We start from the raw sequence: 18,535 nt of genomic DNA on the forward strand, positions 1-18,535 counted from the left end.
CCAAAACCAAATAATAAATAACCAGTTTATTACGATACAAAGATCATTTAAATAGTTTTATTTCGCTGTTAATATTGTGTTATTAGTTTGTTGTCAATACGTTAACTTTTTATCTGCTACTTTTTTTAGTGCTTTTTTAGTAACTCACACAAAATCAGCCTTCTTTACAAATGAGCAGTAGAAGTCTAAAAACTCCTACTAGTTTCCTTTTGTAAAATGTAAGAGACTACTTTTTGTCTTGCATGGCAAAAACCGAAAGTAATAATGGAGAGGTTCTTGCAGCAATATTCGTTCTAATATTTTGTTCCTCTACGGCAATCATTTTAAAAACGCCTATCAATGCCTGATTAGTTACATAGTCATTTAAATCCGGGTTTACTTTGCGAACCAAAGGAATACTGTTGTATTTTGTTATGATGTTGGTCCAAACCACATCTGCTCCCACTTTACTAAATGAGTTTTTAATTACAGGGTTAAATTTGGCATATAAAGCAGTAGAGGTACTATTTTGTAAATAATTTGTTGCAGCGATGTTACTTCCTAACAAAATGGTTTTAGCATCAGTGAAGGTCATGTTTTTTACAGCTCCTACAAATATTGGCGTAGCCTCTTTTACGGCATCTTCGGCAGCACGATTCAATGCTTTCAGTCCTTCATCTGCAAGGGAACTGAGACCAATACTTCTTAAACCTGCATCAACTTTTCGCAATTCCTCGGGCAGAAGGATTTTTACGGCTTCGTTTCGATAGAAACCATCTGTTGCAGTTAATTTAGATACTTGTTTCGAAATTCCGTTATTCAATGCTTCCTTTAATCCTGCCGCAATATCAAGGCCACCTACAGTGCCTAAAGTTGGGTATTGATTCGCTATTTGTTGCAGTTCAGCACAACTAGAAAGCGTAAATACAGCAACTAATATCAATAATTTTTTCATAGTAAAGTTTTTATTTCTTTCAAAAATACTGTTTTTAAGGGTAGATGTGGCTTATTTTTTTGCTATTTATTTTTTGGAAGGTGTATTGATTTTTCTCGATTCTTGGGTTGTGTTTTTATAGTAGATCATTTATTCTACTTTTTTTTGCACTGTAGAATTGCTTATAATTCACGAAAAACCTCAAAAAAAGAGGGATTCTTTTTTCAAAGAATCCCTCAAGTTTGTGCAGATGATCGTATGATCTATTTTTTTATTTCAATTTTCCCGCCTTGGTTACAGTAAATCAAGTTAGAGTTAGATTCATACTTTTTATAGCAGTTCTCTCCTGTTTTTTCCACTAAAATTAAATTGTTTAGATAGGAAATATAAATTAATTCCAAGCCATCATCAGTTTTAATCGTTGTTTTGTCATCAACCATAACAAAATCAACTTCGTTATTTGCGTTGGTTATCCATACTTTTGGTTTAGTTGGGTCATCCGATTTAAGGATGTTACCTTCAGCTAAATTTGCAAAACGATCTACCTTTAACTTACCCGATTGTGTTTTACCATTTTGTGTAACACTTCCGTTAATATAGATATAGTATGCCGAATCAAAACTAAGATTTTGCACTTTTGCACCTTCTGCTTTTGCGTTAACTACCACTAAACCGTCAATATTAGCTTTTGTGTCTATTGGCCAAATGCTGAACATACCAGCGCCTTGTTTGGCTGTTTCAAGATATTCTGAAGCCTTATCAAGTTTTGTTAAAAATAATTGCGTTAAGGACAGGTTAAGATAAATCACTTTGTTGTAATCTTTTGTTTTTATCTTTTTGTATTCTTTACTTTCGTAAGTTAAATAGAATTTTTCTAAACCGCTTAAATAGTCTGCAGTTAGTGAATTAGCCTCTATCTTTTTCAAGAATTCATCTGTTTTAGTATTGAACTCTATTAACTCGGGAAAATCTTCCGCTTTGTCAAAAAAACCATAATTAATAACAAGTTCTTTTTCAGATGTGATTATGTTATTGTCAGTCAAATACTTGTAGCCGATGTTATTTAGGTCATTTACTAAACTAGTATACGGTTTTCCATTATAGGTTGGTGAATACATGATGGCATTCGTTCCTTTTTCAAGAAGTATTTGGTTATTTTTATCTAAGACCAAGTACTTAAAGTCTCCATCTAATGCAAATTGTCCATTACTTGATTTTTTATAAGTAGCACCTTTGTAGCCCATTAATACTCTAACATCGGGATTAATTGTGTCTTTTTTAGAGTAATCTTCAATCGTGTTTTTGACTAGATTTTTTTCGTAAGTATGTTTCTTTTTGTCTGCATATTCCGTGTTCCATGTGTCGTCACCTTGGATTATAATGTCGTATGTTTTTAGTTTTTGAAAAAATTCAGATTTTGGTATAATTACTTTTAATTTCTTTTTTTCAGTGTCTGCCTTTTGTGCGTAAATGCTTCCTGAGAATGCCGATAAGAGTAATAATAAGGTAATTTGTTTCATGTTTTTGGATTTCAATTAGGAGCGAATATAAGATTTTATCTCGGGTTTTTGCTGATTTCGGCTGTGTTTATTCTTTATTTACTGATAATCAAGCGCTTAGTTTTTATTTTAGTTGTGTTATTTTAAAGTCTTTTTTTGTGTGCATAAAAGTTAATATGAAGAAACAATGATTAAAAATTTTTGTAAATTGCACACTTAAAATTATCATATTCTCAAAATGAATCCACAAACACCGTATATTCCTAAGAATAAAGTAAGAATAGTAACTGCAGCCTCCTTATTTGATGGACATGATGCAGCGATAAATATAATGAGACGTATTATTCAATCCACTGGAGTTGAGGTCATTCACTTAGGTCACGACCGTAGTGTTGAAGAAGTAGTGAATACTGCAATCCAAGAAGACGCCAATGCAATTGCAATGACTTCGTATCAAGGTGGTCATAATGAGTATTTTAAATACATGTATGACTTGCTAAAAGAAAAAGGAGCAGGGCACATAAAAATCTTCGGTGGAGGAGGTGGTGTAATTTTGCCTTCTGAAATTGCCGAATTACAAGCCTACGGAATTACTAGAATTTATGCTCCTGATGATGGACGTTCTATGGGATTACAAGGAATGATTAATGACTTAGTTCAGCAATCAGATTTTCCTACAGGTGATAAACTTACGAATGAAGTAGCGCAATTGGCCTCTAAAAATCCTACTGCAATAGCACGAATTATATCGGCGGCTGAGAATTTTCCTGAGGTAGCGAAACCTGCATTAGACGCTATTTTAAAAATAAATGAAAACTGCAAAACTCCAGTTTTAGGAATTACAGGAACGGGTGGTGCTGGAAAATCGTCACTTGTTGATGAGCTAGTACGTCGTTTTTTAATTGATTTCCCTGAAAAAACAATCGGTTTAATATCTGTAGATCCATCCAAACGTAAAACGGGAGGTGCTTTATTAGGAGATAGAATCCGTATGAATGCAATTAATAACCCTCGTGTTTATATGCGTTCGTTAGCGACTCGTCAATCTAATTTGGCTTTGTCAAAATATGTTGCCGATGCGATTCAAGTTATCAAAGCAGCAAAGTACGATATTATCATTTTAGAAACTTCTGGAATTGGGCAGTCTGATACAGAGATTATGGATCACTCTGATGTTTCACTGTATGTAATGACACCCGAATTTGGAGCCGCAACACAATTAGAAAAAATCGACATGCTTGATTTTGCTGATTTAGTAGCACTTAATAAATTCGATAAACGTGGTGCACTTGATGCGATTCGTGATGTGAAGAAACAATACCAACGCAATCATAATCTATGGGATGTAAATCCTGATGAAATGCCTGTTTTTGGTACAATCGCTTCTCAATTTAACGATCCAGGAATGAACACGCTTTACAAATCGATCATGGATAAAATTGTAGAGAAGACTAATTCAGACTTAAAATCTACTTTTGAGGTTACGCGTGAAATGAGTGAGAAGATATTTGTGATTCCGCCGCACAGAACACGTTATTTATCTGAAATTGCCGAAAGCAATCGTAAATATGATGAAACTGCTTTGAGTCAACAAAAAGTAGCTCAAAAATTGTACGGTATTTTCAAAACTATCGAATCGGTTTCTGGACAAGTTCCCGTTATTACTAAAACGGGACTGGATGATAGTACCGTTTATCCTTCTGCAGTAAAAGAGCACGATGAAAATACGATCTTCCTAAATTTATTACTGAATCAATTTGATAAAGTAAAAATGGATTTAGATCCATATAATTGGGAAGTGATTTTAACTTGGGACGAAAAAGTAAATAAATATAAAAATCCGATCTACTCGTTTAAAGTGAGAGATAAGGTAATCGAAATAAAAACGCATTCAGAGTCATTATCCCATTCTCAAATTCCGAAAATAGCATTGCCTAAATACGAAGCTTGGGGAGATATTTTAAGATGGTGCTTGCAAGAAAATGTACCAGGAGAATTTCCTTTTGCATCAGGTTTGTATCCTTTTAAAAGAGAAGGTGAAGATCCTTCCCGTATGTTTGCTGGAGAAGGTGGACCTGAAAGAACAAACAAGCGTTTTCACTATGTAAGTGCAGGATTACCTGCTAAGCGTTTGTCTACAGCGTTTGACAGTGTGACTTTATATGGTAACGATCCGCATTTACGTCCCGATATTTATGGAAAAATTGGTAATGCCGGGGTTTCTATTTGCTGTCTTGACGATGCTAAAAAATTATACTCTGGTTTTGACTTGGTGCATGCTTTAACTTCGGTAAGTATGACTATCAATGGACCAGCTCCTATGTTGCTTGGTTTCTTTATGAACGCTGCTATTGATCAACAATGTGAATTGTACATTAAAGCCAACGGTTTAGAGAAAGAAGTTGAGGCGAAAATCAAAGCGATTTACAAAGAAAAAGGAGTAGCTAGACCAACATACAACGGTGATTTACCTGCAGGGAATGACGGCTTAGGATTGTATTTACTAGGAGTTACTGGAGATCAAGTTTTACCAGCTGACGTCTATAACGAAATCAAAGTAAGAACACTTTCGCAAGTGCGTGGAACGGTTCAGGCTGATATTTTAAAGGAAGATCAGGCACAAAACACTTGTATCTTCTCTACTGAATTTGCACTTCGATTAATGGGAGATGTTCAGGAATATTTTATTACAAACAATGTAAGAAACTTTTATTCGGTTTCGATTTCAGGATACCATATCGCTGAGGCGGGCGCTAACCCAATTACGCAATTAGCATTTACACTTTCGAACGGATTTACGTATGTAGAATACTATTTAAGTCGCGGAATGAATATTAACGATTTTGGACCTAACTTATCCTTTTTCTTTTCGAACGGAGTAGATCCTGAATATGCAGTTATTGGTCGTGTAGCACGTAAAATTTGGGCGAAAGCCATGAAAAACAAGTACGGAGCTAATGAAAGAGCGCAAATGTTGAAATACCATATTCAAACATCGGGACGTTCTTTGCACGCACAAGAAATTGATTTCAATGATATTCGTACCACTTTGCAAGCCTTATATGCTATTTACGATAACTGTAATTCGCTGCATACCAATGCGTATGATGAAGCGATTACAACGCCTACAGAAGAATCAGTACGTCGTGCAATGGCAATTCAGTTGATTATCAATAAGGAATTAGGTCTAGCCAAAAACGAAAATCCAATTCAAGGTTCGTTTATTATCGAAGAATTAACCGATTTAGTTGAAGCTGCTGTTTTACAAGAATTCGACCGAATCACAGAGCGTGGTGGTGTACTTGGTGCTATGGAAACCATGTACCAACGATCAAAAATTCAAGAAGAGAGTTTGTATTATGAAACATTGAAACATACGGGTGAATTCCCAATTATTGGAGTAAATACGTTCTTAAGTTCTAAAGGATCGCCAACAGTTATTCCAGCTGAGGTAATTCGTGCAACTGAAGAGGAGAAGCAATTCCAAATTAACACTTTGGAGAATTTGCACAAAGCCAATGCGAAACAAGTTCAATTACAATTGGAAAGTATTCAAGATGCGGCCATTAAAAACGAAAATTTATTTGATCATTTAATGGAAGCAACTAAGGTATGTACTTTGGGACAAATCACTGCTGCTTTATTCGAAGTAGGTGGCCAGTATAGAAGAAATATGTAAGCAGAGAACCGCTTTTTACGAAGTAAAAAGCGTGTGAATCGCTTATCCCGATTTTTATCGGGATCTAGAGAACCATTTTTTACGAAGTAAAAAAGCGTGTGAATCGCTTATCCCGATTTTTATCGGGATCTAGAGAACCGCTTTTTGCGAAGTAAAAAAGCGTGTGAATCGCTTATCCCGATTTTTATCGGGATCTAGAGAACCATTTTTTTACGGAGCGAAAAAGCGTGTGAATCGCTTATCTCGATTTTATCAGGACCTAGAGAACCATTTTTTGCGGAGCGAAAAAGCGTGTGAATCGCTTATCTCGATTTTTATCGGGATCTAGAGAACCATTTTTTACGGAGCGAAAAAGCGTGCGAATCGCTTATCCCGATTTTTATCGGGAGCTTCAACATAATATATCAATGAAGACCTTTCAGTTTTGAAAGGTCTTTTTTTGTTAGGGAACAGGGATGTTGTTTAAGACTAAAAATAGTATATTTACTTTTTAACATTAAACGGTACACAAGATGAAAAGGCTTTATTTTATTTTCTTATTTTTTCTATTAATTCAGGTTGGTTCGGCCTATGCTGCAGTAGTTGATACATTACAAATTCCTAGTGCAGCCATGAATAAGACCTATAAAGCGGCAGTAGTTTTACCAAGTTCATATGCAAAAAGCAAGTCGAAATATCCTGTTTTGTATTTGCTCCATGGTGCTTATGGGCATTTTAATGACTGGCTTTCTAAAACACCTAATAAAGATTTAATACACCAATTGGCTGATCAATACAATATGATAGTCGTAATGCCAGAAGGAGAAACCTTTAGTTTTTACTTAGATAGTCCCGTAAATCAAGGAAGTCAGTTCGAGACGTATATTACCAAAGAAGTGGTACAAAAAATAGACAATACCTACCGAACCATTAATGATAGGAAAGGTCGTGTGATATCAGGTTTGTCTATGGGTGGACATGGAGCGCTCTACTTGTCGGCAAAACATCCAGAATTATTTTGTGCAGCGGGAAGCATGAGCGGCGCAGTAGATATGGGAAGTATGATGACGCCAGAATCTAAAGAGAGAATTACGAAATTAATGGAGCCAGTTTTTGGGAAAGAAGGCAAATCACAAGAAGTCTATGCCTCTTATGCCGTTTTAAACATGGTGCCTACAATGGCAAATAATAAATTAGCTTTAATAATGGACATTGGTGTGGATGATTTTTTGATTGAATCCAATCGAGAATTACATCGCAGATTAGTGTATTCGAAAGTGGCACATGATTATACGGAGCGTCCGGGCGCTCACACTTGGGAATACTGGGAAAATGCATTGCCTTATCATATGTTGTTTTTTAGCAAAGTAATAAAAAGCAATGGTGTTCTGTTACAATAGAAGCCAATTGAGGCGTTAAACAAGAAGGACTTTCATGATTATGAAAGTCCTTCTTGTTTTAATTTAGCTCAGTCAATTAAATTAAACAGCAATCGTTTTTATTTTAACGTATCCAATATGCAGTTCATCTTCCTCTAATGGTGTCTCAGATTTTGTGATTTTCAAGCTATAAAGCTCCTTATATTGCTGGTCTAATATATCATTCACTCGGTGTGTTTCATCAACATCAATTCCATATTTATCATCAATATGAGAAGCACCCGCGCCTTCAAAGCCGCAATGTTTAAAAAAGGTGGTTGTTTTTACTTTTCGGGTAGCAACTCCTAAAGTTTTGGCAACGGTAACCATTTTATAATGATATTCTTCAAACTCTCCTTTTTTATATCCCCCCAAGTTGATAAAAAATAGCGAAGCTTCACTTGGTTCCAATTGCTTTGTTTTTGCAATGATTTCAATAGAATGATTGTCTACTGAGGTAATTTCGCGCCAAGCATCTATGTGGATTTTTCCTTTGGCTTCAGGCCAAAAAGCTTTCATCTCAGGAACTAAATCTTTTACGGAGGTTCCAATTCCAAAAAAAATATCGTGTTGTTCTGTTAGGCGTCCTTTTGGCGTACAGCCTAGCATTACCATGTAAAGTTTGAGTTTGTTTTCCATACATCAAAGCTACAAAAATTTATTAAAATAAATTTTGGCATAGTTCATGGATAAGGATAAAAAGAACAAGTTAAATTAATCATTATGAAAAAATTATTTACCCTTTTATTATTTGTGGGCGTTTTAAGTTTACAAAGTTGTACGATAACTGATGATTTATATCTTGAAGATACATCAGTAAGTGAAGTTTTTGAAGTGCCTACCTCATTTACGGCATCAAATAATTATAGCAAACAAATTATTTTTAATTCAAAGCTCTATGCTTCTGATGAGGTATTGGTTTACCGTTTAATTGGAAGTGCTCAAGGTAAAAATATTTGGAAATTATTACCAGAAGCACATTATTTTAATGATGGTTCATTTGATTTTGGATACGAGTATGATTATTCTCTTAGAGACGTCACCGTGTACTTAGTAGGTAATAATCTTAGTACGGTTCCAACTTCTTACAGATTGAATCAAGTGTTACAAGTTGTAATTGTTCCGGGTAATTTCGCAAAGCTAGTAAACAAGAATGATTACTTTAAGGTAATGTCAACCTTGAAATTGAAAGAATCAGATATTCAAACAATTAATTTATAATATTATATAACCTTAAAATATACAGCCATGAAAAAAGTATTTACCCTTTTAGCACTAGTAGGACTTATTAGTCTACAAAGTTGCACAGTTACTGATGTAGCACCTATCAATGATAATGATACGATAAGTGAGGTTTTCGAAGTAACCACAAGTTTTAACGCGTCAAACAGTTATTCAAAAATAGTAGGACTTAACCCCGCGATATTCACTTCGGATGTGGTTCTTGTCTATCATCTTTACGATGTTGTTAACGGTCAAGATGTATGGAGACAAATGCCTCAAACGTATTACATTGATAATGGTGGAGCGATCGATTATAATTTTGACTTTACTAGAAATGATGTAAAAATTTTCATGGGAGCAAATTTTGCTTTAAATACGATTCCATCTAGTTGGACGCAAAATCAAACCTTTAGAATCGTTTTAGTTCCTGGTAAATTTTCCTCGTTAATTGATAAAAAAGATTATATCTCGGTTCTTGCTGCCCTTAATTTGAAGGAAAGCCAAGTACAGAAAGTCAATTTCTAACATTTAGATTTCAGAGAAAAAGGAGAGCAATTTGCTCTCCTTTTTTATTGAATTTAGTTTGGATTCTTTAGTCGGCTTTATTTTTATAAAGTGAAAATACCACTCCAGATAGTAATGAAACCGCTATTACTGCTAGTGAAACCCATTCCGCAATTTCTACTAAATCTTGTATGATCATTTTTATTCCTACAAAGGTTAAAATTACAATAAGGCTGTACTCTAAATAACTAAATTTTTCAAGCATGTTGGCTAAAAAGAAATACATAGATCGTAGCCCAAGTATCGCGAATATATTAGAGCTAAACACTAAAAAGGGATCATTGGTAATGGCTAAAATCGCAGGTACGCTATCAACAGCAAATACCACGTCCATAACCTCAATGACAACTAGAGCAACAAATAGTGGTGTTGCAGCGGTTAAATGTCGTCTTTTTACAAAAAAATGTTCGCCATCGATATGATTCGAAATGGGAATTATTTTTTTTAAGCTTTTGTATACAAAAGAGGTTTTGGGGTCAAATTGATCTTCCTCGCCGCTCCATAACATTTTAGCAGCAGTATAGATTAAAAAAGCGCCAAAAATATAAGTAGTCCAAGCGAATTTATGGATAATTAAAACGCCAAAATAAATCATCAATCCTCGAAAGAATATAGCTCCAAGAATACCCCAAAAAAGGACACGGTGCTGGTATTTTTGCGGAATCTTAAAGGCTGAAAAGATGATGGCAATGACAAATATGTTGTCGATACTTAAAGAAAGTTCAATTAAATACCCTGTAATATATTTAATCGAAGCTCCTATTGGTTTTAAATTGTCGGGATTTTCAATATAGCCATTACCATAAATCCAATAGATAACACCCGAAAATAAAAAGGAAACTGTGATCCAAATTACAGTCCACTTCGTAGCTTCTTTGGTACTTATGATATGAGGCGTTTTATTAAAAACACCCAAATCTAAGGCAAGAATAATAATAATTATAATAAAGAATGAAATCCAGACCATTGCAACTCAATTTTAAGTTCTATGACAAAGATACTTTTTGATTCTTGATTTTTAAGGTCATCACGGTATTAATTATAGGTACAAAAAAAAGTGTCATTAGTTATAATGACACTTTTTTAATAGTTGTGTTACAATTAAAGAACAGAGTTCACTGTTTTTATAATTCTAGCAGCAATTTTATATGGATCTCCGTTTGAAGCCGGTCTTCTGTCTTCAAGCCATCCTTTCCATCCTTTTTGAACCGTCATTAGTGGAATACGAATCGAGCAACCTCTATCAGAAATTCCGTAAGAGAAGTCATGAATAGATGCAGTTTCATGTTTACCTGTTAAACGCAAATCATTGTAAGCGCCGTAAACTGCGATATGCTCGGCAGTAACAGAACGGAAAGCTTCACATATTTTTTCATAAGTTTCTTGTGATCCACATGTTCTAAGAGCTTCATTTGAGAAATTAGCATGCATTCCTGAACCGTTCCAGTCTGTATCGCCTAGCGGTTTTGGGTGGTATTCAATGTAATACCCGTATTTTTCAGTCAAACGGTCTAATAAATAACGTGCAACCCAAATTTCATCACCTGCTTTTTTTGCTCCTTGTGCAAACAATTGAAATTCCCATTGGCCACAAGCCACTTCTTGATTAATTCCTTCAAAATTAATTCCAGCAGCTATACATAAATCTGCATGCTCTTCCACTAGTTGTCTTCCGTGCGTATTTTTACCACCCACTGAGCAATAGTACATTCCTTGTGGAGCTGGATAACCACCAATAGGGAAACCTAAAGGAAGTAAGGTCTTAGTATCCATGATAAAATATTCTTGTTCAAAACCAAACCAGAAATCACCATCATCATCAATAGTCGCTCTACCATTCGAGGCATGAGGAGTTCCATCAGCATTCATTACTTCTGTCATGACTAAGTAACCGTTTAGTCTCGTAGGATCAGGATAGATTGCTACAGGAACAAGTAAGCAGTCAGATGATCCTCCTTCAGCTTGTCTTGTAGAAGAGCCATCAAATGACCAATTGCCTATTTCGGCCAAGGTGCCTTTGAAATCTTCGTGTTCTTCAACTTTAGTTTTACTTCTTAGATTTTGAGTTGGTTCATATCCATCTAACCAAATGTATTCTAATTTAATTTTTGCCATGGTACTATCGTTTAGCTTGGTTGTTTATGTTTTATTGGCAAATATAATTATTTTTACTTTTCGTTGAAAAAAGTGGGGGTTGTTTTGTTTTAACAGTCACTATTTTTGTCAAAACCCTATTTTAGTATGGGTTGAAAATGTAAATTCTGATTTTTTAATGTGTTTTTCGGCTATTATTGTAAAAGTTGTTCTTCTTTTTAAGAACAAATCATTAACTTTGTAAAAAAAAAATATGTCAACAATTCGTTTCCAAGCTTTGAGAGAAGCTTCCACAAGAAAACCAGTTCAATTTGAAGAATCAGGAAAAAAATCTGCTATTTTCGGTTCAAATGTGTTCAATGAAAAGGCAATGAAGCAGTATTTAACTTCGGATGCTTTAAAAGGTGTTCAAAGTGCCGTACTACACGGTACTAAAATTGATAGAAAATTAGCTGATTATATCGCAATGGGTATGAAAGAGTGGGCACTTTCTAAAGGTGTTACTCATTATACACACTGGTTTCAGCCACTTACAGGTGCAACTGCGGAAAAGCATGATGCCTTTTTTGAAACTTCATATGATGGGAGCGATCCAGTTGAAAAATTTGGAGGTGCACAATTAGTGCAACAAGAGCCAGATGCTTCTAGTTTTCCTAATGGAGGAATTAGAAACACATTTGAAGCAAGAGGATATACAGCTTGGGATCCAACTTCGCCAGCATTTATTTATGGAACAACTTTATGTATTCCAACTGTGTTTATTTCTTACACAGGGGAAGCACTTGATAATAAGATACCTTTACTTCGAGCATTATCTGCAATAGATGAAGCAGCTACTGATGTGTGTAAGTATTTTGATAAAAATGTTAAAAAAGTAACAGCAACCTTAGGTTGGGAGCAAGAGTATTTTTTAATTGATAAGTCATTAGCAGAATCTCGTCCTGACTTAATGATGACAGGAAGAACTTTGCTAGGTCATACTTCTGCAAAGGGGCAACAATTGGATGACCATTATTTTGGAGCCATTCCTACTCGTGCTTTAACCTACATGAGAGATTTGGAGCAAGAATGTATGTTACTTGGTATACCTGTAAAAACGCGTCATAATGAAGTTGCACCAAATCAATTTGAATTTGCACCTATATTTGAAGAAACTAATTTAGCGGTAGATCACAACTGTTTATTGATGGATGTAATGCAAAAAGTAGCAGAGCGTCATGATTTAAAAGTGTTACTACATGAGAAACCGTTTAAAGGTGTAAATGGTTCAGGAAAACACAACAACTGGTCATTAGCTACTGATACAGGAGTGAACTTATTAAGTCCAAGTAAGACGCCAATGACTAATTTACAGTTTTTGGCTTTCTTCATCAATACGATAAAAGCGGTTAATGATTATGAGGCTTTATTGAGAGCTGCAATAGCAACTGCAAGTAATGATCATAGACTTGGAGCGAATGAAGCACCACCAGCAATTATCTCTGTTTTTATTGGAGCACAGTTAACTAAAGTATTGGAAGAATTAGAAGGAGTTACCAAAGGGAAATTGTCTCCTGAGGAAAAAACCGACTTGAAATTAAATGTGGTTGGGAAGATTCCAGAAGTTATTTTGGATAATACAGACAGAAACAGAACCTCACCATTTGCATTTACAGGAAACAAATTTGAGTTTAGAGCTGTAGGTTCTACTGCAAACTGTTCCAATGCAATGACTACTTTAAATACGATCGTCGCTAAGCAATTAAAAGACTTTAAAAAAGAAGTAGATACTTTGATTGAGACGAAAGACATGAAAAAGGATGATGCCATCTTTAATGTTTTAAGAGAGTACATCAAGCATTCTAAGAAAATTCTTTTTGAAGGCGATGGGTATAGTGAAGCGTGGGAAATCGAAGCTAAGAAAAGAGGATTGAGTAATTTTAAAACAACACCTCAGGCTTTAAAAGCGAGAGCGTCAAAACAAGCATTGGATCTGTTTTCAGAAATGGGAATTATGAACCACATCGAAGTTGAGGCACGATACGAAATTGAATTAGAGGAGTACACTAAGAAAATTCAAATTGAAGGAAGAGTTTTGGGTGATATTGCTACTAATCATGTCATTCCAACTGCAATTCGTTACCAAAATACCTTGATTGAAAATGTAAAAGGATTGAAAGATATCTTTGGAGCTGAATTCGAAAGCATCGCCAAGGAGCAAATTATCTTAATCAAATCCATTTCTAAGCATATTGAGGGAATTAACTCTAAGGTAGTAGAAATGACTAACGAAAGAAAAAAAGCAAACGTTTTAACAGATGCTCAAAAAATGGCAGAAGCGTATTGCGATAATGTAAAACCATATTTTGAAGTTATTCGTGAGCACTGCGATAAATTAGAGTTACTAGTAGATAACGAATTGTGGACCTTGACTAAATATAGAGAGTTATTGTTTACTAAGTAATGTATGTAATTTTCTTGAATATTAGCCGCCTTCACCATTGAAGGCGGTTTTTTTATATCTCAGCCTTATTGGTCTTTGGTGACTATTATCACAGCGAAATAAAGGATGCTTTAGCCTATCTTCGTTTCAATTTACTTTTGCAAAATGGTTTCTAAATTATGAAGCTAACCCTTTCTATCTAGTTGTGTCTTTCTTACAAAATAAGGAGTAGTATTTCTTTGTTAAACTACTTTCTATTACTATTTTTTGTTAAATGCTACATATGGTCTGTTTTCTCCTTAGTATTTAAAAATATTTATCTATTTGCTTAAAAATAATGGGTTTCAAGACGAAATAGTGTTTAAAATTATGATTATGTCTGTTTTTATACTTAAAATCCAGACAGAGTAGTTTTTTTCTTAGACGATTTTAAATTTAAAGTGTAGTTTATCGATAAGTATCGACACTTAATCGAAAAAATTACTATTTGCTTGAAAAACAAGTATTTATACGGGGTATGTTTTGCAATGATATTTATATATTTGAAATGTGATAATAAAACAATCGTTAAATTATTTGTTAGCAATTAAATATTATTTGATCAAAGTAGATTCCCAAATCTCAAAAAAATAACCTACAAAAAAAACAAGAAAAGTTAAGCCCATAACTTTTATTAAAACCTACGTAATAACATGTATTAATAACCAATTAAATATATTTATTATGAAAAAAGTAGTTTTAAGCGTCTCAGCGATGCTATTTGTAGGAGTGATGTCATTTGCTCAAACTAACATGTCTAATGTGAACCAAGTTGGTAGTCTAAATGGTTCTATTGTCCAACAAAATGGTGGTGCTAACGATGCTGATGTAAATCAGTATGGCCGTAGCAACAGGTCAACAGTTTTACAAGGTGTTCAACCAGCCTTAGTTAACGCAATGACAAACAGTGCGGAGGTTTTCCAAAGAGGTCAATCAAACACAGCGTACGTTTCTCAAAGTAACAAGAATAATGAGGCTTTTCAAAGACAAATTGGAGACAACAACCGTGCAACAATTTGGCAAGACCAAGTTGCTGGGGCTCCGGGGGCAACACAAGGTTCTGATTGGGCTAAACAAGTTCAAAGAGGGGACAAAAACACGGCTACAGTAGATCAAGGTACTTCAGGTAATGACGTTCCATCTGTGGTAGGAGCTTTTGATGCAGCGCAAATTGGTCTTGCAGGAGGAGTTGTTGTACCAGTTTCTCCACACAGAGGTAACAAAGCGTTACAAACACAAACAGGTGACGGCAATACAGCTTACGCTAGTCAAGGAGGTATAGCTAATCAGTCTTATCAAACACAAACTTCTCCATCTGGTACTTCTGTTGCTGACGGAAATCTTTCTAACCACTATCAATATGGAAATAGAAATATTGCAACTTTAACACAAAATGGAACTAAGCTGGTAGAGAATACAATGCAAATAGGAAATCGTAACGATACTACTGTTTCTCAATCAGGTGTGGGGCATCAGTCAACTAATTTTACTTTTGGAAATGCTAACACTATTAGTGTTACTCAATCAGGAATGTAAATTCATCTGAATTGTTAATAAAAGGTGAGATAGTTTTGAATAAGGCTATCTCATCTTTTTACTTTTAAAAATAAGCAAAATGAAAACGATATATTTATTAAATATTATTTTATTACTATGTTTTGTCTCTCCTATTTTTTCGCAAAGTGTAAAGCATGATTCTAATGTAGAAAATGAATATTCTAAAATTATAGAGCCTAAAGATATTACTACTGATTTAAGATCTATTGCTGATAGAAATGCTTTAAATAAAAAAAATGTAATAGAAAATAATAGAACTGCAGGTATTTTAATTCAGCAAATTGGGAACTTCAATTCCTCTGATATTAATGCTAGTTCAAAAGAAACTTCAATTTCTGTAATTCAAAACGGAGATAATAACGACTACTTATTAGTAAAGAATGCAGCAAAAATAAAAGCTAATATAATCCAGAACGGGAATAGTAATTCAATTAATGATTATAGCAAGGCAACTAACTATGAGATTAATTCTCAAATGATTCAAAATGGAAATAATCTTAATATTCAAAGTATTGGAACTAATTCTATTTCGAAGGATATGAAAGTGAATCAAATAGGAAATGGCACTACAATTATTATTTTAAATAGAAGTAACTAAAATGAAAGTATTTAAAAGTTTTATGGTGATCAGTTTCTTTGTGCCTACAATGTTAATGTACGCGCAAAAGAGTGTACCTCAAGATGAGGTAAAGGCTAAGATTGAAGTAAATAAAATGGATAATACAATCATGGTAACAGGCACTGCTGAAAATAAAACAACGATTACTAAAAGCGCCTCTTACAAGTTGTCTGTTATTAAAAATAGCCTTACTACCACCGGAAATCAATCGAACAATTCTCAGGAAGGTGTATTTACTTTAAATCCAAATGAAAAAATCAAGTTAGCTACAACTCAAGTTAATATTGATGACAATACCGTAGTGATAGTGATGTTGCTTTTCTTTAATGAGAATAAGGAAGTAATTAGCAAGGAGCGAATTGAATTTAATGAAGAAAAAAAAAAGTAGAGGCAACGCAGGTACTGCCAGATGATAGTTTTATTCTAAAAGGAATTATAACTGATAATACCAAAACCAGAATTGGACTTGATTTTTACGATAAATACTATTATAAATACAATGATATAAATATTAATGGAAATGAGATAATTACCATTTTAGAAGAGCTTAGCCTTGGCAGAAACACCAAAATCAGTATTGTTGTAAATAACGAAGTAATTTATGATTTTTTAGCTAGGCCAGACGATGAATTTCTAGATGCAGTGGCAGAAGAAGCGGTAAGAGTATCCTATTATTATTTTAAAGAGAAAGAAAAGGAAAAGACCTATTTTATTCAGTATTAAATATTTAAAGTTATGAGAAAGCAGATCGTTATTTTAGTTATGGTTTTCATTTATCCTATAGCTTCACAATCTCAGGCATTGGTTTACAAGCCAATTAACCCAGCATTTGGTGGAGAAACTTTTAATTACCAATGGTTAATGAGTAGTGCTGAAAATCAAAATAAATTTACTGAGAAGGTGACTGCCGGAGCAGAGAAAACAGAATTGCAGCGTTTTAAAGAAAGTTTAGACGCCCAATTATTGAGTCAAATTTCAAGTTTATTATACCGTCAACAATTTGGAACTGATGGACTGGCACAAGGATCTTACACATTTGGTAGTTACTCTATTGATATCTATCCAACTGCTGATGGCTTATCATTAAATATTTTAGATACTAAAACTGGAGAAAAAACTCAAGTAATTATCCCAAACAAATAGTATGAAAATCTATACCTGCTTTACCTTAGCTCTATTGCTTTTATTATCAAGCTGTGCTGCATTTTACAATCAACCCACTGGGATTGAAAAAGCGATTATTGGTGAAGGAACACCAGCAACTTCAGCACTTAAACAGTTGCCAAAACCCAAGCAGCAAGTGGTGGTAGGTGTTTATAAATTTAGAGATCAAACTGGGCAATACAAACCGCTAGAAAATGGGAGTAGTTTTAGTACTGCTGTTACTCAAGGTGCTACTTCTATATTGTTAAAAGCACTTGAAGATTCTCAATGGTTTATTCCTATCGAAAGAGAGAATATTGGTAATTTATTACAAGAACGCAATTTAATACGATCTACAAGACAAGAATACATAAAAAATAGTGATCCTAATGAATCTCAATTAACACCTTTACTATATGCAGGTGTTTTACTTGAAGGTGGGATTATATCGTATGATTCTAATATTATAACGGGCGGTTTTGGGGCTCGATATTTTGGTGCTGGTGGATCTGTAAAGTATAGACAAGATAGAGTAACTGTTTATTTGAGAATGGTATCAACTTCCAATGGAAAAATTTTAAATTCAGTATACGTTTCTAAAACTATTTTATCGCAGGCAGTTGATCAAAGTTTATTTAGATATGTTAACTTCAAGAGACTTTTAGAGGTAGAAACAGGATATACTACCAATGAGCCGATTCAAATGGCTGTTACGGAGGCTATTGAAAAAGCAGTGCAATCGATCGTATTAGAAGGGATTAAAGATGGTATTTTAGAAACTGAAGATCCAAAAGCTAATGTTGATGCGCTACTAGCTGCTTATAAAGCTGAAAATGAAATTGCTGATGGGTCAAAGATCTACAATAGAGATTTTCAGCTTAAGAGATCTAAATTTGGTGTTGAAATTGGTGGTGGAACCGCCCTAATAGATGGTGATTATTCTAATCCTGTAGCTAAACCTTTTGGCTCAGGATCAATTAAATTTTTTGCGGCACCTAGTTTTGCTGTTTCTGCTTCAGGAAGCGCTATGAAGCTAGCCAACGAAAATAAACCTTATGGTGGTTTTGTTTCCGCTGAATTGAATGGAGAGTGGATTATTTTGCCAAGAGATTCTTTCACTCCTTTTCTTTACGGTGGTTTTGGGTTTGGTAGTCGCAAAGACTTAACTAAAATATACGGCAAAACACAGTTTGGCGGCGGATTAGAGTATTTAGTTTCTAGTAAAATTGGAATTAGAGCCTTTGCCGAATACAATATTAATTTCAATGATAATCTCGATTTCACAAAAGTTGGTGTGCGAGGAGATAACTATTATAAATTTGGAATAGGATTGAATTTTTATTTTGGGAACAAAAATAAAAACTAGGCGAAAATGCGATCAGCAA

General features: G+C 34.3%; 16 protein-coding genes. 11 read left to right on the forward strand and 5 right to left on the reverse strand.

What is annotated here, in order from left to right; translation table 11 throughout:
* Positions 1–226: 226 nt before the first annotated feature.
* On the reverse strand, positions 227–934 hold the full coding sequence (locus tag ACZ2G0_RS08335) for a DUF4197 domain-containing protein (RefSeq protein ID WP_300288171.1): 708 nt from the start codon (positions 932–934) through the stop codon (positions 227–229).
* Between the two features lie 242 nt (positions 935–1,176).
* Entirely contained in the window at positions 1,177–2,433 is a 1,257-nt protein-coding gene (locus tag ACZ2G0_RS08340) for a hypothetical protein (RefSeq protein WP_470307207.1), read from the reverse strand.
* A gap of 217 nt (positions 2,434–2,650) precedes the next feature.
* Here ACZ2G0_RS08340 and ACZ2G0_RS08345 point away from each other — a divergent pair, with 217 nt between their 5' ends.
* Complete coding sequence (locus ACZ2G0_RS08345) at positions 2,651–6,091, forward strand: methylmalonyl-CoA mutase family protein (protein ID WP_470307208.1); 3,441 nt, start codon at positions 2,651–2,653, stop codon at positions 6,089–6,091.
* 512 nt (positions 6,092–6,603) lie between these two features.
* Entirely contained in the window at positions 6,604–7,470 is an 867-nt protein-coding gene (locus tag ACZ2G0_RS08350; RefSeq protein WP_470307210.1) for an alpha/beta hydrolase, read from the forward strand.
* Between the two features lie 81 nt (positions 7,471–7,551).
* Here the strand turns inward: ACZ2G0_RS08350 and ACZ2G0_RS08355 are convergent, their stop codons facing one another.
* Positions 7,552–8,127, reverse strand: a complete 576-nt coding sequence (locus tag ACZ2G0_RS08355; RefSeq protein WP_470307211.1) for a DUF1543 domain-containing protein — start codon at positions 8,125–8,127, stop codon at positions 7,552–7,554.
* An 84-nt stretch (positions 8,128–8,211) separates the two neighbouring features.
* Here ACZ2G0_RS08355 and ACZ2G0_RS08360 point away from each other — a divergent pair, with 84 nt between their 5' ends.
* Together ACZ2G0_RS08360 and ACZ2G0_RS08365 are read left to right on the forward strand one after the other, a co-directional pair.
* Entirely contained in the window at positions 8,212–8,709 is a 498-nt protein-coding gene (locus ACZ2G0_RS08360) for a hypothetical protein (RefSeq protein ID WP_470307212.1), read from the forward strand.
* A 27-nt stretch (positions 8,710–8,736) separates the two neighbouring features.
* Complete coding sequence (locus tag ACZ2G0_RS08365; protein ID WP_470307214.1) at positions 8,737–9,237, forward strand: hypothetical protein; 501 nt, start codon at positions 8,737–8,739, stop codon at positions 9,235–9,237.
* 67 nt (positions 9,238–9,304) lie between these two features.
* Here ACZ2G0_RS08365 and ACZ2G0_RS08370 read toward each other — a convergent pair whose 3' ends face one another.
* Both ACZ2G0_RS08370 and ACZ2G0_RS08375 read right to left on the reverse strand, forming a co-directional pair.
* Positions 9,305–10,243, reverse strand: a complete 939-nt coding sequence (locus ACZ2G0_RS08370; protein WP_470307216.1) for a TerC family protein — start codon at positions 10,241–10,243, stop codon at positions 9,305–9,307.
* Between the two features lie 134 nt (positions 10,244–10,377).
* Positions 10,378–11,391, reverse strand: coding sequence for a glutamine synthetase beta-grasp domain-containing protein (locus ACZ2G0_RS08375; protein WP_470307217.1), 1,014 nt, complete (start codon positions 11,389–11,391; stop codon positions 10,378–10,380).
* Between the two features lie 232 nt (positions 11,392–11,623).
* Between ACZ2G0_RS08375 and ACZ2G0_RS08380 the strand changes: the two genes are divergently transcribed.
* The 7 genes from ACZ2G0_RS08380 (at position 11,624) to ACZ2G0_RS08410 (ending at position 18,516) form a co-directional block, all read left to right on the forward strand.
* Positions 11,624–13,813 (forward strand): glutamine synthetase III family protein, encoded by a 2,190-nt coding sequence (locus ACZ2G0_RS08380; RefSeq protein ID WP_470307218.1) that lies wholly within the window; start codon positions 11,624–11,626, stop codon positions 13,811–13,813.
* A 702-nt stretch (positions 13,814–14,515) separates the two neighbouring features.
* Positions 14,516–15,367: a hypothetical protein gene (locus ACZ2G0_RS08385; RefSeq protein ID WP_470307220.1), complete on the forward strand. Its 852-nt coding sequence runs from the start codon at positions 14,516–14,518 to the stop codon at positions 15,365–15,367.
* Between the two features lie 79 nt (positions 15,368–15,446).
* Entirely contained in the window at positions 15,447–15,986 is a 540-nt protein-coding gene (locus ACZ2G0_RS08390) for a hypothetical protein (RefSeq protein WP_470307222.1), read from the forward strand.
* 1 nt (position 15,987) lies between these two features.
* The gene (locus ACZ2G0_RS08395; RefSeq protein ID WP_470307223.1) at positions 15,988–16,395 is read left to right on the forward strand and encodes a hypothetical protein; all 408 of its coding nucleotides are present in this window, start codon (positions 15,988–15,990) and stop codon (positions 16,393–16,395) included.
* 71 nt (positions 16,396–16,466) lie between these two features.
* Positions 16,467–16,730, forward strand: a complete 264-nt coding sequence (locus ACZ2G0_RS08400) for a CsgE family curli-type amyloid fiber assembly protein (RefSeq protein WP_470309836.1) — start codon at positions 16,467–16,469, stop codon at positions 16,728–16,730.
* Positions 16,731–16,742: 12 nt separating this feature from the next.
* Entirely contained in the window at positions 16,743–17,150 is a 408-nt protein-coding gene (locus ACZ2G0_RS08405; protein WP_470307224.1) for a curli production assembly/transport component CsgF, read from the forward strand.
* A gap of 1 nt (position 17,151) precedes the next feature.
* On the forward strand, positions 17,152–18,516 hold the full coding sequence (locus ACZ2G0_RS08410; RefSeq protein ID WP_470307225.1) for a CsgG/HfaB family protein: 1,365 nt from the start codon (positions 17,152–17,154) through the stop codon (positions 18,514–18,516).
* Positions 18,517–18,535: the final 19 nt, after the last annotated feature.

This window comes from Flavobacterium sp. KKT103, assembly GCF_055640565.1.